Below are 14,329 nucleotides of genomic sequence, written 5' to 3'. Positions count from 1 at the left end.
GTGTCGTTCCACGCCCACCCGGACGACGAAACGCTCCTGACGGGCGGCACCCTGGCGCGCGCGGCGGCCGAGGGCCACCGGGTCGTGCTGGTCACCGCGACCTTGGGCGAGGCGGGACTTGCCGCTGCCGGTTCGGACCTGGGCAATCGCCGCCACGCCGAGCTGATGGCGGCCGCGACGGCGCTGGGCTGCGCCCGGGTGGTGGCGCTCGGCTACGCGGACTCGGGCCTGGATGCCGCGTCCGACGTGCCGGGTGCGCGGTTCGCGGACGTGCCGGTCTCGGAGGCGGCCGAGCGTTTGGCCGCCATCGTCCGCGAGGAACGCGCCGACGTGCTCACCGGCTACGACGCGAACGGCGGCTACGGCCACCCCGACCATGTCCAGGTGCACAACGTCGCCCGCGCGGCCGCCGCCCTCACGCACGTCGACCTGTTCGAGGCGACCATCGACCGCTCCCGACTGCGTGCGGCGCTCGGGTTGCTCCGGCTCGCCGGCCGCCTGCTGCCGTCCCTGCCGTTCGGCGATCCCACCCGGGTCTTCACCGCGCGGCGGGACATCACGCACGTGGTGGACGTCAGGCAGTACGAGAGCCAGAAACGCGCGGCCATGCGCGCCCACACCTCCCAGACCGAGGGCGGCTCGGGCGTGCGCACCCTGGCCCTCCTGTCCCGCCTGCCCGGCCCCCTGTTCCGAGCGGTCTGCGGCCGGGAATGGTTCACGCGGACCGGGCGAGTTTCGTGAACGACAGCACGTACATGGTGCTCAGCAGCCACCCGGCGAGCGTCGCCAGATTGAGCCACCACTCGGTCAACCGGCCGTACCTGGTGTGCGGGCTCGGGTACCAGGTCGTGCGCTGACCGAGCGAGATCAGCGGGACGACGGTGTCCACCGCGTACAGCACCGGGTTGAAGCAGCGCACCTGGCCGTCCCCGCACGGATCCGCCTTCGCGGCCTGAGCCGAGCTGGCCGCATCCACCGGCGTCGAGGCCGGGTCGGCCGGGTCGACGGTGGCCACCCGCCCGTCGACCGCGTACGTGTTGCCGCGCGGGTCGGCGGCGCGCAGGGTACCGCTGACGGCCGGCACGTAGAGCGAGGCTGACACCGCGATGAGCAGCACGAGCAGCAGCCAGGCGGTCCGCTCGGCGCGGTAGCCGTAGCCGACGAGCCGCCCGTACGCCGCGTCGAGCAGGCCGGCCGGACTCAGCCGGTGCCGCCGCGCCGCCCGCCGGGCCTGGTCGCGCCGCTCGATGAGGATCGCCTCGGCGTCGGCGGTGTACCCGTGCCGCCGGAAGACCCGCGCCAGCTGCTCGTACGGCCCGGCGTCGTACTCGGCCTGCCGCCGCAGCCAGGCCAGCCGCGCCGCGCGGTCCCAGCGCAGGTCGCCGAACCAGTCGTAGGTCATCCCGGACACCTCGATGCGCGCGGGCCAGCGCTCCGGGTCGTCGTCGAGCACGGTCGTGGTCAGATTGCGGAAGTCCACGCTCGGCTCGGCCACCTCCCAGACCAGCGCCGCCCCGCCCCGCGCGACGGCGCCGATGGCCTGGATCGCGTGCCCGCTCTTGTCCGCCGACGGTCCCGGACAGGTGAAGCTCCCGCGCCGCAGGTTGAGCCGCCCCTCGATCGTGCACCGGTTGAGCACCACGAACCCGGTCGACGTGAAGCCGTCCCACAGCCGCACCGAGTTGCGCACGACCGCCTGGGCCAGCACGACGGTCGGGTAGCCGGGGTTGCTGACGGTTGCCCGGGCCGCGTTGACCGCCCCGCCGATCACCGCACCGCGAAAGCCGAGCAGTCCGCCATCGGCGGTGAGCCCGTCGAGGAGCACTTCTCCGCCGATGCTCGCCTGATCGGCCGCGATGAGGGCCCCGGCCATCGGATCGCGCAGCGTCACCCCGGCGAGCGTGAGATTCCCACCGATGCGCGCGTCGGCCAGCCGCACCGTCCCGGCGACCGCGGTGCCAGGCTGGAGGGTGACGTGCGAACGGACATCGGCCCCAACCAGATCGAGCGCGATCCCGCCCGAGTTGTCGAGCCGGCATTCCCCGCCGACGGATACGGTGGTGAAGTCTCCATACGACAAGTCGAGGTGGCCACGGGTCGCCCCCTCGACGGTGAGCGGCCCGGCCACCGACAGGCGCGGCGCCGCGAACCCCGACAGGATGGCGTCGCGGATCAGCACCTGCCCCGCGACGGCGACGTTGCCGGCCGTCACCTGCCCGTCCACGCGCGAATCGATGACCATCAGCCCGCCGCCGATGGTGGCCTCACTGAGGTCCAGCGCCTGCAGGTGCGCGTCGAAGACCTCGAACGACGCCCCGATTCTGGCCCCGGTCGCCCGGATCTCGCCGCGCGCGACGAAGCCACGGGTGAGCCGGAGGCTGCCGCCGAGCCTGGCCCGGTCGGCCCGCAGCGTCCGGCCGCCCTGCCCGTCGACGACGGCGCCGTCGAGCAGCAGCCGCCGCCCGATCTCGGCCCCGCGCAGCCAGACGGCCGCGGTGACCCGGCTGCCGCTGCCGGGATGGGCCCCGGTGATGCTGGACTCGGACAGGTCGAGGTCGCCCCGCACGTGCACGCCGTCGGCGAACAGCCCGGGCAGCCGCGTCGCCCCGGTGATGGCCAGCGCCCGGACCGACCCGCCGGTGAAGTCGGGCGCCTCGTCGAACGCGCAGCCCGCAAAGCGCAGCGGAAACCGGACGTCGACGCCGGCCAGGTCGAGTCGTCCGCGGACGCGCACACCGTGGAGCCGAAGCCCGCGCGGGTCGACCCGGTGCGCCGCGTTGACGCACAGCTCGCGCAGCAGCGCCGCGTCGACGGACCCGCCGCGCAGCGTCCGGCCGCCGAGCAGTACCCGCCGTTGGTGACCACCGATCCACACCGGGACGACGCTACCGTGCCCCGCGGGCTTACGATCGTGGCCGCTGATTGCGTGAAAGAGGCGGCACATGACTCCCTTCGGCCCAGTTCGCACGCTCGAATCGCCGCTGCCGCTTGCCGAGGCCACCGCCAGGGTGACTGACGGTCTTCTCGGCCGGCGCAAGCTGCTCGGTCCGCCGCGGGTGGTCCGCGGCCGTCTGCATGACGGTCAGCTCCGGTTGAGCGCCGGGCACCGGCGTGGGCGGAATGCTTGGCGGCCGGTCCTGCACGGACGACTGATCGAGGCCGAGGACGGTTCACGGCTCGTGTACCGGCTCGGCTGGAGTCCGCTGTCCGAGGCCTTCACCGCCGTGTGGTTCGCCGCGCTGGGCTTGTTCCTGGTCGTCGGCCTGATCCGGACGGTGATCGTCGCGGCGTCCGGCGGGCCGGGCAGCCTCCAGGGCGCTCTGGTGTTCCTCGCCGCGGTCGTCGGCATGGCGGCGTTCGGCGCCGCGCTTGTCACAGCCGGCACCTGGCAGGGCCGCGCCGATGCGAAGACCGTGACGAGGTGGATCACCGAGCGCCTCGAAGCCACCGAAGCCTGACGCAAGCCCGGGTGGACGCCCCGCGCGTCCCGTACCGTTCGCTGCATGAGCGAACCGTTCTCCTCGAGCACCGCGCCGGCCGAACTGGACGATCTGCGCGCGCGGTTGCGGGCGGCTCGGTGGCCGGACGTTCCCGAGGACGCCGGCTGGGCGCAGGGCGTGGACGTGGACTACCTGCGCGAGCTCGCCGCGTACTGGGCGGACGGCTTCGACTGGCCCGCGCAGGAGGCCGCGCTCAACCAGCTGCCGCGCTTCAAGACCACCGTCGGCGGGTACCGCATCCACTACGTCCACGCCCGTGCGAGTTCGAGCACCGAGCGTGCGTTTCCGCTCATCCTGAGCCACGGCTGGCCGGACTCCTTCTGGCGGTACACGAAGGTCATCCCGCTGCTGACGGAGCTCGGCTTCGACGTGGTCGTGCCCGACATGCCCGGCTACGGGTACTCGGACCGGCCGGCCGGGGCGACGCCGCCGGACACCATCGCGGTCGCCGAACTCTGGGCGCAACTCATGAGCGAGCTCGGCTACGAGCGGTTCGGGGCGGCGGGCGGCGACATCGGCAGCGGGGTGAGCCGGTACCTGGCGCTCAATCACCCGGACCGGGTCGTGGCCGTGCACCGGATGGACGCGGGACTGCCCGTGTTCACCGGCGATCGGGCCGAGCTGTCGCCCGAGGAGCGCGACTTCCTGGACGGGGCCGCCGCCTGGGGTGCGGCCGAGGGCGCGTACGCGGCCATGCACCGCACCAAGCCGCAGACCGCGGCCGTCGGCCTCAACGACTCGCCGGTCGGGCTGCTCGCCTGGATCGTGGAGAAGCTGCGTGCCTGGAGCGACTGCGGCGGCGACGTCGAGCGGGCGTTCACCCGCGACGAGATGCTCACCAACGTCACCATGTACTGGCTGACCGGCACCATCGGGTCGGCGATGCGCATGTACCGCGTGAACGGCGCCATCCCGCTCGCCCAGCACGCCCGCCGGGTGGAGGTGCCGTCGGGATTCTCGCTGTACCCGGCCGACCTGGTGCGGCCGCCGCGGGCGTGGCTGGATCGGATCGCGAACACCGTGCGCGTGACCGAACATGCGCGCGGTGGGCACTTCGCGCCGTTCGAGCATCCCGCAGAGTACGCCGCAGAACTGGAAGCGTTTTTCGGTTAGCGCCTGCGCGCGGCGAAACGCTCGATCGTCATCGTGCCGCCGTCGATGCGGGCGCCGAAGCCGAACTTGTACGTCGCGCGCACGGCCGGGTCGTCCAGGCGGACGAAGCGGCCGATGTCCGCGGTGAACAGGTACTGCCACGCACCGCCGGCCGCGACCGCATAGGCGGTGATCTCGTCGCCGTGCAGCACGCAGGCCAGGCGCGCGTTCGGGCCCGGATAGTTGATCGCGCCGTCCAGTTGGGTGACGCGGTTGCCGGTAAGCGTGCCGGCGATCCGCACGTCCCAGCCGGTGCGTTTCTGGCGGTGGTTGTACCAGGCGAGCACGTAGTTCTGCGCGTCCTTGACGAAGCCGGCGAACAGCGTGTCCTGGGCCGTGGTGGCGGTGTTCGCATATGAGCGCTGGCTCACGATCGCGGCCACGTTGTCGGCGCCGACGGCGAGGGTCGAGCGCAGCAGGGCGAACGCCGCCGAGCCGCCGGCCGTCACGGTGAGCGCGCCGCCGCTCGCCGCGACGGTGCCCGCGCGGTTCTCCGGGGCCGGGGCGAGCACCGTGAAGCCGCCGAGGCCGGCGTCGAACTCCTGCTCCAGCAGCGCCGTCGGCACATTCGCCGGAGAGGGCTCGGGCGGGAATCGGTCCACATCGCGCAGATGCGCATCGAGCGCGGTGCGCAGTTCCGTCGCTTTGGCCGGCATCGACGCGGTCAGGTCGGTCGTTTCGGCCTCGTCGGCGATCAGGTCGTACAACTCCTCGCGGTTGTCGTGCAGTCGCCGGAGCAGCTTGTAGCGGCCCTTGCGCACCGACGCGCTGGGCAGGCCGGGGTCGTGCCAGTGCGGGTACACCCAGAAGAGCGCGTCCCGGGCAGGTGCGGAGCCGCCGTCCAGCAATCCCGCGAAACTGACCCCGTCGGCCTTCTGACCGGCGGGCGCGGCAACGCCGGCCGCGGCCAGCAGCGTGGGCATGAAGTCGACCGTCGACAGTGGAGCGTCGACGACGCGGCCGCCGGGTGCGCCGGGCCGGTACGCGATCATCGGCACCCGGACCCCGCCCTCGTACAGCGTCGCCTTGGCGCCCCGGAACGGCACGCTCGTGTCGGTCGCCGAGTCGCCGCCGTTGTCGGACAGCAGCAGGATGATCGTGTTCCCGGCGATCCCGAGCGAAGTGAGCGTGTCACGTATTTGCTTGACGCCGGCGTCAATGACCTCGAGCATCGCCGCGAGCACCGGTTTCCTGCCCGCCTGGCCCGCGCCCGGCTTGGCCGCGTACTTGTCGATCAGGGGCTGCGGCGCGGCGAGCGTCTGGTGCGTGGCGTAGTGCGAGAGGTACAGGAAGAACGGCGATCCGGCCTGGTGCGCACGAGTGATGAAGTCCGTCGCCTCCAGGTTGAGCCGGTCGGTCAGATACTCGTTGTCGAGGCGCTGGGGCAGATTCGGCAGCATGAAGTACGGATAGAAGTAGTCCCCGCCGGCGATGTACTGCTGCTCGGACGCGATCACCTCGTCGAACCCGTGCGACCAGGGGTTGCCGGGCCGGTCGCGGACGGGCCCGGTGTAGGTCTCGGAGAGGTGCCACTTGCCGATCAGGCAGGTCCGGTATCCCGCGCCGCGCAACGTTTCCGGCAGCGTCTGGAAGCTCGTGGGCAGGAAGTCGTCGCCGCTGGGCCCGAGGAACTCGGTGATGCCGACCCGGGCCGGGTACTGCCCCGTCATCAGGCTCGCGCGCGTCGGCGAGCAGACCGGCGCCCCGCAATAGCCGGCCGTGAACCGGATCCCGTCGGCGGCGAGCCGGTCCATGTTGGGCGTCTCGTTGAACGTGTTGCCGTAGCAGCCCAGTTCGCGGCGTGCGAGGTCGTCGATGAGGATCACCACGATGTTCGGCGGCGCGGCGGCGGCCTCGGCCCGGCGGCCACCCGGTCCGAGCGCGGCACCCACCCCCGCCGCGCCAATGCCGCGCAGAACGGTCCGTCGATCGACGTTCGCAAATCTTCCCACGCGGCTCACGGTACGGCCGCGCAATTCTGCCGTCGAGACCCCGACGAATTGAGGCCCGGCCGGGTAATCCGGCCGGGCCTCAACGCTGTGGTCAGTTGCCGGACTTCGGCGGCTTCTGCGACAGGGCGCTGCCCGCGGCCTTCTTGTCGGCCGTCGTCGCCTCGGGGTCGCGCAGGACCTCGCTGGCCGCCTTGGCCGCCTGCTCGCTGGTCTGCTTCGTGTTCTCGGCCATCGTCACTCCCTCGCTTCGGTCCATCCACCAAAATGGTTGCCCCATCCGCGGCGCAATTAACCTTGGCGCGGGAAGACGGCCGTGACCTGCCAGCCGTAGCTGAGGGTGCCGCCCGCCGCCGCCACGTCCTCGGCGAGGCTGCGCAGGCCGAATCCGTCCTCGTCGGCCGGACGGCTGGTGACGCACAGTGTCGATGAGGTGCCTTCCTCTTGTACGGTGATGTCGAGCCTCGCCCCCGGCCCGTCATGCCGCAGCGCGTTCGTGGCCGCCTCGCTCACGAGCCGATGCGCGATTTCGGGCAGCGCGTCGAGCCCGTGCATGTTGCGCACATCGAGTCCCGCCGCGCGCAGCCCGGCCAGCCGCCCGTCCAGCGTCGCCGCGGCGTCAGGCGGGGCCTCTCCGGCCAGGGCGCGGCGGACTTCGGCGAGGGCGTCGCGGCCTGCCTGCAGTACCACATGGAGGCGCTCGGCATCGGTGGGCGACAATTGCGCCGTCGCGCGCAATGCCTCACCCTGCACGAGCATGACCGTCATCGTGTGGGCGAGGCTGTCGTGCAGCTGCCGCGCGAGCCGCTCGCGCGAACGCGCGGTTTCGGCCGCCGCCCGCTCCCGCAGCAGTTCGCCGCGCTCAAATCCGGCCAGCCAGGTGACAATGAGCGCGACGGCCGCGAGCAACCCGCCCTCGATCGGCCCGTGCCGCACCGCCCCGGCCACCGTGACCAGCACGAGCGCGCCCCCGCAGGCCCCGAAACGCACCCACCGCGACTGCTGCGTGGCCGCGAAGTACACCGCGAGCGCCACGGGCAGATAGCCGACCGCGCGCGCCATCCCGAGCAGCGAATGCGCAGCCGTGGCAACTGCGACGAGCCCAAGCGCGATTCCCGGATACCGCCGGCGAAACACCAACGGCACCAACTGCGCAACCGCGAGCGGCCACGACACGACCGTGCTCGAAAGCGCGAACAGCACCACGAGCAACGCGTACAGTGCGATGTCCATTCGCGCCCCCTCTACGATCAGTTGGTGATCCGGCTCGCCATCGTCGACGACCAGGCCCTCGTGCGCGAGGGCCTGAGCCTGATCCTCGGCGCCCAGCCCGACCTGTCCGTCGAGGCGATCCTGGCCGACGGCGCCGAACTGCTGGACACGTCACCGAATGTGGACGTCATTCTGCTCGACCTGTACCTACCTGGACAGGACGGGGTGGCGGTCCTGCGCGCGCTGCGCGATCGCGGCTTCCCCGGCCGCGTCCTGATCCTGACCACGGTGGGCAGCGCCGCCGACGTGCAACGGGCCCTGGCCGCAGGCGCGGACGGCTTCGTCCTGAAGGACGCCACGGGCGACGAACTGGCCGCCGCCGTCCGCGGCGCGCACGCCGGCGTGCGCCCGTTGAGCGCTTCGGCGGCGGAACTCCTGTGGCCGCGCGAATCCGCTCGCATCCCGTCCGCCGATCTGAGCACCCTCACCATGCGCGAACGTGACGTGCTGCGCCTGTTGGGCCAGGGCCAGAGCAACCGCGACATCGCACGCACCCTGTCCCTGGCCGAACGAACGGTCAAGACGCACGTGAGCAACATCCTGACCAAGCTGGACGTGGCGAGCCGTACCCAGGCGGCGCTCCTGGCCCAGGCCCTAAAGGACTAGCCGCCCTACGTCCTTGGCCGGTGTTCGTCCGGTGCGCGTTTTTGGCAGGCTCACCCGGTGCGCATTTTCCGCCGTTGGTATGTCGTGACGCTCATCGTGGTCGTGCTCGCCGGCCTGGCCCTGTACCTCGGCAACCGCTCAACGGCGGCCGGACCCGCGCGCCCGTTCCTGCTCGCCCACCGCGGCATCGCGCAGACGTTCGACCTGCACGGCGTGGAGGCGGACACGTGCACCGCAACGCGCATCCACCCACCCGAGGTCCCGTACCTCGAAAACACGCTGCCGTCGTTACGCGCCGCATTCGCCGCGGGGGCGGACGCCGCCGAGATCGACGTCCAGCTGACAAGCGACGGCCAACTGGCGGTCTTCCACGACGCCACCTTGGACTGCCGCACCGACGGCACCGGCACGGTCGGCGACCACACCCTGGCCGACCTGCGCAAACTCGACCTCGGCTACGGCTACACCGCGGACGGAGGGGCGACGTTCCCGTTCCGCGGCAAGGGCGTCGGGCTGCTACCGACGGTGCCGGAGGTCTTCGAGGCGATCCCGGACCACGAGCTGAAGCTGGACATGAAGCGCGACAACGCCACGGACGGCGAGGCGGTCGCGACCTTCCTGCAAACCCTGCCGCCGGCCCGCCTCGCGCAGGTCACGGTCACGGGCGGCGACGCAGCGGTGTCGGTGGTCGTCGCAAGACTCCCGCAGGTGCGCACATCGTCAAAGTCCATCATCAAGAACTGCCTGCTCTGGTACGCCGCTGAAGGCTGGACCGGCCACATCCCGTCCGACTGCCGACACCGCGAACTGATCGTCCCCATCACCTACGGCAAGTGGCTGTGGGGCTGGCCGAACCTGTTCGTTTCGCGCATGCAGTCAGCCGACACGCGCGTCGTGCTCGTCCAGTACGTCGGCGACTGGTCAGCCGGCTTCGACACGGCCGCGGACGTGTCCACCCTCCCGAAGGGCTGGACCGGCGCCGTCTGGACCAACCGGGTCGACATCGTCGCCCGCTACTGACCCCGTGAGCCCACGCTCAACGGCGTCACGCAGCCGACGGCTTGCCCGCTGCCGCTCATTCGGTGTTCGTCTCCAGGCGCTCGGCAAGCCATGTCGTCACCGTCCGCGCCTCAGTCCGGCCCACCCACGTCGCGCCGCCCACGATGGCCGCACCCAGCGCCATCATGCCGACGGTCACGCCGATGAGCGCCAGCAGGTCATGGGCGCCGGTCGGGACACCGGACGCCGCGCCAATCGCCGTCCGGATGAGACCGACCACCAGGAAGAGGACCAACGCCCCGAACCACAGCGCGGTGAAGACCTCGACCAGCGGATTCCAGCCGAACCGGTACACCAGCCGCGAGCCGCCCTCAGTCCCGGCCAGACGCCCGCGCAACACCGGCCGCCAAGCATTCGCGACGCCCCGGCGACCGGCAACCAGCCAGAGCCGATCGTCGTGCACACGACCACGAACCACGCGCGGCGGCCCGAGCAGCTTGCGCCGCCCGCGAAGACCCTCGTCCAACCGTGCGGCCGCCTCGGCAACCGGCAGCGGCGAGTCGAGCGTTCGAATCGGGCTGAAGGGAATCATGTCCGCAGCTCCTCGCCGGGCTCGGGTTCGTCATTGGTCGAGCCGGCCCGGCCGGCGCCAGGGGACGAACTCGACGTCCAGCAGGGAGCCGGCGCCGGTCTCCCGCAGCTCGACCACCCGTGACCGGCCCAGGTCCCGCAGCACGCGCCGGACGTGGTCGGCCCCGTCCTCGTCGTCGTCCATCGCGGGGTCGGCACGCGGCGGTATGGACGGGGCCGACGGGCTGTCGAGGGCAACGCGAGCGGATCCACGCACACATCTTCACCGACCGGGGCGAGCGGTGGTGGCTGAGTGTGGGTACGTTCAAGGCATGCTGTTGACGAAGGGCCGGCCGCCTTGGTCGCCGAGGTAGCGGCGCTGCCGAGCCGGCGGGAGACGCGTGCGCTGCTCGCGCGGGCGGGCCGGCTCCAGGCCGACGCCGAGACGATCGTCGACGCGCTTGAAGCCGCGCGGGGCGAGGTCGTCGCGGCGTACGAGGTCGCCAGTGAGCCGCAGGTCTGGGACGCCGTCGGGAAGATGTCGATCGAGACCGTCAAGGACACTGTGGACGGCCGGGCGCGCCTCGACGAGCTGCCCGAACACGGCATTCGCTCGGTGGCCGACGTGCTCAGGGCCGGGCCCGAGCGGCTCAAGCGCGTGCCCGGGATCGGCGAGGTCGCTGCCCGGAAGACCATGCACGCCGCGGAGCAGCTCAAGCGGGCCGCGCGGGACTCGCTGCAGTTCCGGATCGAGTTCGATCCCGAGAACGCCGAGCTGACGCGGCTGGTGCGCGCGCTGGCCGTGTACGGGCTGGTCTGGGACGCCGCCGGGAAGTACGAGGGCCAGGCCAAGCGGCTGGCCGGCGAGCTCGACGCGCAGCGGCCCATCGCCAAACCCGCCGAGGCCGGGCGGTTGCGGCGGATGTTCATGCGCGCCGGCGACAAGGCCGTCGCCGACGAGGCGGCGCAGCAGGTGCGCATGTTGGTCGACGGGGCGGACGGGCTGTCCGAAGCGGCCGATCAGGTGCGTGCGCTTCGCAAGCCGAAGGACAAGCAGGTCTGGCGCGACTTCGAGCGGCGCTCCGCGGAGTACTACGGGCTCCTCGGGCAGGTCGTCGGGCTCGGCGGGGACGTCGCGGCCAGCGAGGGGTTCCTGCCCGCGGACATTGTCGAGCGGGTCGGTGCGCAACAGCTGGACACTTCGCGGCTCGATGCGGGACTGCGATTGCGCGGGTACCAGTCGTTCGGCGCGCGTTTCGCGCTCGTGCAGCGGCGGGTCGTGCTCGGGGACGAGATGGGGCTCGGCAAGACCGTGCAGGCGATCGCGGCCATGGCGCATCTGGCCGCGCGCGGGGCCACGCACTTTCTGGTCGTCTGCCCGGCCAGTGTGCTCATCAACTGGGCGCGTGAGGTCGATCGGCATTCGAGCATTCCCGTGGTCAGTCTGCACGGAAGCGGACGGGCGCGGGCGGTGAAGAAGTGGCGTACCGGCGGCGGGGTCGGCGTTGTGACGTTCGGGTCGCTCGGCGCGCTCGAACTGCCGCCGCCCCGGCCGGCCATGCTCGTCGTCGACGAGGCGCACTATGTGAAGAATCCGGGGGCGCAGCGGTCGCAGGCGGTCAACCGGGTCGCGGCGGAGTCCGAGCGCGTGCTGTTTCTCACCGGGACGCCGATGGAGAACCGGATTGACGAGTTTCGCGCGCTGATCGACCATTTGCGGCCCGAGATCGCCGGTGAGATGGGGCGCGAGCACGCGGCGATCAGCGTCGAGGCGTTCCGGCGCGCGGCCGCTCCGGTCTATCTGCGGCGCAATCAGTCCGACGTGCTGACCGAGCTTCCCGAATTGGTACAGGTCGATGAGTGGGAAGAGTTCGGGCGCGAGGACGGGGCGGCGTACCGGGAGGCGGTGCGGGACGGGAACTTCATGGCCATGCGCCGGGCCGCGTTCGCCGTGCGGCGCGCGCAGGACTCGGCGAAGCTCACGCGGCTGCTCGAACTCGCGCGCGAGGCGATGGCCAATGGGCGCAAGGTGGTCGTGTTCTCGTACTTTCGCGACGTGCTCAATGCGGTGAGCGCCGCGCTCGGTCCGGACGCGCGCGGGCCGATCACCGGATCGACGGCCGTCGCCGACCGGCAGCGCATCGTCGACGAGTTCACCGCCGCAAAGCGTCCGGGTGTCCTGGTCTGTCAGATCGAGGCCGCCGGTGTCGGGGTGAACATCCAGGCCGCGTCCGTCGTCATCCTGTGCGAGCCGCAGGTCAAACCGTCCATCGAGGCGCAGGCGATCGCGCGGGCGCATCGGATGGGGCAGGTTCGCACCGTACAGGTGCATCGTCTGCTCATTGCGGACTCGGTGGATGAGCGCATGATTGAGCTGCTCGGTTCGAAGGCGCAACTGTTCGACGCGTACGTCCGGCACAGCACGATCGCGCAGGCGTCCCCCGGCGCCGTGGACATGTCCGAGGTACAGCTGGCGCGCATGATTGTCGCGCAGGAACAACAGCGATTGGCGGTCTGAGCCTGGTGGAGCCGGTTGGCATCGACACCCCGCGCGGCCCGGCGACGCCCGTGGCCACGCTGCAGCTGACCCCGCGCGAGGTGGAGGCGTCGCTCGGGGTCACGTTCGCCGAGGTGCGCAACGACCTCGAGCCGGCGACGCTCGCCCTTGCGCGAATCGACAGCGGCACCCTGATCGGTTTCGCCAACTATCCGAACAGCGCGCCGGAGGTCGTGCACGTCGTGCAGTTCGGCGACCGGCGGCCGCGCGATGTGCTCGTCGAGCTCATGTTCGACACGGGCATCACGCACGACACGGTGATGTGGACGGCCCTCGGCCCGCGCGAGGACGACCGCATGTGGGCCCGCTCGCTGAGCGAGGCCGTGCTGTACATCCTGGTCAACGCGCCGTCCGCGCACAGCGACGACGAGGTGATCGACGCGATCGGCCAGTCGCTCGCCGGGGACCACGGCGTGCTGCGCCACGACGGCATCGAGCTGTGGGTCCCGGGTGACGTGCGGCTGGACTACCGCACCTACTCCCGGCCCGACGACCCGCCGTCGACCATCCTCGACGCCGGCACCTGGGTCACCATCGCGCACACGGCGTCGGCCCGGGCCGGGACGCTGCTGGCCGAGCATCAGGCGCCGTACCCGTACCAGGTCTTCGTCGACGTGCTCAAATCCCTGCAACGCATCGCCGCCGCGGCCGGCGAGGCGCTGAAGTTCATCCCGCCGGGCGCCGACACCCCGCCGGTGACCACGTGCTGGACGGCCACCGGCCTGGACGTGTACCGCAACCACCGCGAGCACCTGGACCGCGCGTATCTGGAGCGGGTCGCCGCCGACGGCCGGAAGGCGGCCGAGGACTGGGAGCGCGAGATCGGCCCCCGAACCCAGGACTGATCAGGGCCGCAGGGTCTCGATGCACCACTGGCGGAACGTGGTCGGAGTTGTCCACTGTGGAGTGCGGGTGACGCCGTTGTCGAGGCCGTTGTTCTTGGCCACGACCATGTCCATCATGCCCTGGGCCATCGGCTCGGACAGGCCCACGCTCTGCATCTGGGACTTGAAGGCCTCCGGCGGGATCTGCTGGTACCGCACGGTGGTGCCCAGCACCTCGCTCATGATGGCGGCCATCTGGTTGTAGGTCAGGTCCTCGGGGCCGAGCACCGGGATCTCCTCGACGCCGGTCCACGTGTCGTCCAGCAGGAGCCTCGCCGCGACGCTGGCGATGTCGCGGGTGGCTACGGCCGGGGCCGGCGCGTCGGGGAGTGTCGCACCGTAGAAGACGCCCTGGGACTTGATCACGGCGGCCTGTTCGGCGGTGTTGTCCATGAAGGACGGCATGCACAGTGCGCGGTACGCCACGCCCGTCGCGGCGATTCGGTCGTCCATCTTCAGCGTCGCGGTGACGTGGCCGGCCCGGTCGGCGAACTCGGTGCCGCGGCCGAGTGCGGAGATGCCCACGACGCGCGCGACCTTGTGCGCGGTGAACGCCTCGATCGCCGGGTGCGCGAAGCCCGAGTACGCCTCGTCGAGCGAGGTCGCCTGCGGGTCGGCCGGGACCAGCCAGAACACGGTGTCGGCGCCGGTGAAGGCCTCGGCGATGACGGACGGGTCGGCGTGGGAGCCGCGGACGAGCTCCACGCGGTCGGCGACGCCCGGGGCCAGGCGGGCGGGGTCGCGGGCGATGAGGCGCAGCGGGGCGCCGGCGTCGAGGAGGTCCTCGACCAGGCGGGTGCCGATGTTGCCGGTCGGTGCGGTGATCACGATCATGTGTCC

15 protein-coding genes are annotated in these 14,329 nt (G+C 71.7%); 7 read left to right on the top strand and 8 right to left on the bottom strand.

Translation table 11 applies throughout. The features are described 5' to 3' along the window. Positions 1-741 carry a PIG-L family deacetylase gene (locus tag ACQPZ4_RS13900; protein WP_433060051.1) on the top strand — a complete coding sequence of 247 codons (741 nt, stop codon included), beginning with the start codon at positions 1-3 and terminating at the stop codon, positions 739-741. Here the strand turns inward: ACQPZ4_RS13900 and ACQPZ4_RS13895 are convergent. After that, positions 716-2,875, bottom strand: a complete 2,160-nt coding sequence (locus tag ACQPZ4_RS13895) for a hypothetical protein (protein ID WP_433060049.1) — start codon at positions 2,873-2,875, stop codon at positions 716-718. The genes ACQPZ4_RS13900 and ACQPZ4_RS13895 overlap by 26 nt on opposite strands. A 67-nt stretch (positions 2,876-2,942) precedes the next feature. Between ACQPZ4_RS13895 and ACQPZ4_RS13890 the strand changes: the two genes are divergently transcribed. Both ACQPZ4_RS13890 and ACQPZ4_RS13885 read left to right on the top strand, forming a co-directional pair. Beyond that, complete coding sequence (locus ACQPZ4_RS13890; protein ID WP_433060046.1) at positions 2,943-3,458, top strand: hypothetical protein; 516 nt, start codon at positions 2,943-2,945, stop codon at positions 3,456-3,458. Positions 3,459-3,503: 45 nt separating this feature from the next. Next, on the top strand, positions 3,504-4,613 hold the full coding sequence (locus ACQPZ4_RS13885; RefSeq protein WP_433060044.1) for an epoxide hydrolase family protein: 1,110 nt from the start codon (positions 3,504-3,506) through the stop codon (positions 4,611-4,613). Here ACQPZ4_RS13885 and ACQPZ4_RS13880 read toward each other — a convergent pair. The 3 genes from ACQPZ4_RS13880 to ACQPZ4_RS13870 all read right to left on the bottom strand — a co-directional run bounded on the left by ACQPZ4_RS13880 (position 4,610) and on the right by ACQPZ4_RS13870 (position 7,834). Continuing rightward, entirely contained in the window at positions 4,610-6,604 is a 1,995-nt protein-coding gene (locus ACQPZ4_RS13880) for a sulfatase-like hydrolase/transferase (protein WP_433060041.1), read from the bottom strand. The two genes, ACQPZ4_RS13885 and ACQPZ4_RS13880, sit on opposite strands and share 4 nt — an antisense overlap. Positions 6,605-6,695: 91 nt before the next feature. Then, complete coding sequence (locus tag ACQPZ4_RS13875) at positions 6,696-6,836, bottom strand: hypothetical protein (protein ID WP_433060039.1); 141 nt, start codon at positions 6,834-6,836, stop codon at positions 6,696-6,698. A gap of 56 nt (positions 6,837-6,892) precedes the next feature. Then, positions 6,893-7,834, bottom strand: a complete 942-nt coding sequence (locus ACQPZ4_RS13870; RefSeq protein ID WP_433060036.1) for a sensor histidine kinase — start codon at positions 7,832-7,834, stop codon at positions 6,893-6,895. Between the two features lie 24 nt (positions 7,835-7,858). Between ACQPZ4_RS13870 and ACQPZ4_RS13865 the strand changes: the two genes are divergently transcribed. After that, positions 7,859-8,479: a LuxR C-terminal-related transcriptional regulator gene (locus tag ACQPZ4_RS13865; protein WP_433060034.1), complete on the top strand. Its 621-nt coding sequence runs from the start codon at positions 7,859-7,861 to the stop codon at positions 8,477-8,479. A gap of 57 nt (positions 8,480-8,536) precedes the next feature. Continuing rightward, positions 8,537-9,499, top strand: a complete 963-nt coding sequence (locus tag ACQPZ4_RS13860) for a glycerophosphodiester phosphodiesterase family protein (RefSeq protein ID WP_433060031.1) — start codon at positions 8,537-8,539, stop codon at positions 9,497-9,499. A 55-nt stretch (positions 9,500-9,554) separates the two neighbouring features. Here ACQPZ4_RS13860 and ACQPZ4_RS13855 read toward each other — a convergent pair whose 3' ends face one another. The 3 genes from ACQPZ4_RS13855 to ACQPZ4_RS13845 all read right to left on the bottom strand — a co-directional run bounded on the left by ACQPZ4_RS13855 (position 9,555) and on the right by ACQPZ4_RS13845 (position 10,652). After that, on the bottom strand, positions 9,555-10,070 hold the full coding sequence (locus ACQPZ4_RS13855; protein WP_433060028.1) for a hypothetical protein: 516 nt from the start codon (positions 10,068-10,070) through the stop codon (positions 9,555-9,557). Between the two features lie 30 nt (positions 10,071-10,100). Further along, positions 10,101-10,253, bottom strand: coding sequence for a hypothetical protein (locus ACQPZ4_RS13850; protein WP_433060025.1), 153 nt, complete (start codon positions 10,251-10,253; stop codon positions 10,101-10,103). A 120-nt stretch (positions 10,254-10,373) separates the two neighbouring features. Continuing rightward, positions 10,374-10,652, bottom strand: a complete 279-nt coding sequence (locus ACQPZ4_RS13845) for a hypothetical protein (RefSeq protein WP_433060022.1) — start codon at positions 10,650-10,652, stop codon at positions 10,374-10,376. 12 nt (positions 10,653-10,664) lie between these two features. On the opposite strand from ACQPZ4_RS13845, the gene ACQPZ4_RS13840 reads away from it, so the two are divergent. Both ACQPZ4_RS13840 and ACQPZ4_RS13835 read left to right on the top strand, forming a co-directional pair. Beyond that, positions 10,665-12,566, top strand: coding sequence for a DEAD/DEAH box helicase (locus ACQPZ4_RS13840; protein ID WP_433060020.1), 1,902 nt, complete (start codon positions 10,665-10,667; stop codon positions 12,564-12,566). 5 nt (positions 12,567-12,571) lie between these two features. Then, positions 12,572-13,450, top strand: a complete 879-nt coding sequence (locus ACQPZ4_RS13835) for a hypothetical protein (RefSeq protein ID WP_433060017.1) — start codon at positions 12,572-12,574, stop codon at positions 13,448-13,450. Here the strand turns inward: ACQPZ4_RS13835 and ACQPZ4_RS13830 are convergent, their stop codons facing one another. After that, positions 13,451-14,323 carry an NAD(P)H-binding protein gene (locus tag ACQPZ4_RS13830; RefSeq protein ID WP_433060014.1) on the bottom strand — a complete coding sequence of 291 codons (873 nt, stop codon included), beginning with the start codon at positions 14,321-14,323 and terminating at the stop codon, positions 13,451-13,453. It abuts the gene before it with no gap. Positions 14,324-14,329: the final 6 nt, after the last annotated feature.

It is taken from the genome of Dactylosporangium sp. CS-033363, assembly GCF_050942475.1.
Taxonomy (GTDB): domain Bacteria; phylum Actinomycetota; class Actinomycetes; order Mycobacteriales; family Micromonosporaceae; genus Dactylosporangium.
This window is presented reverse-complemented; position numbering and strand designations above follow the sequence as displayed.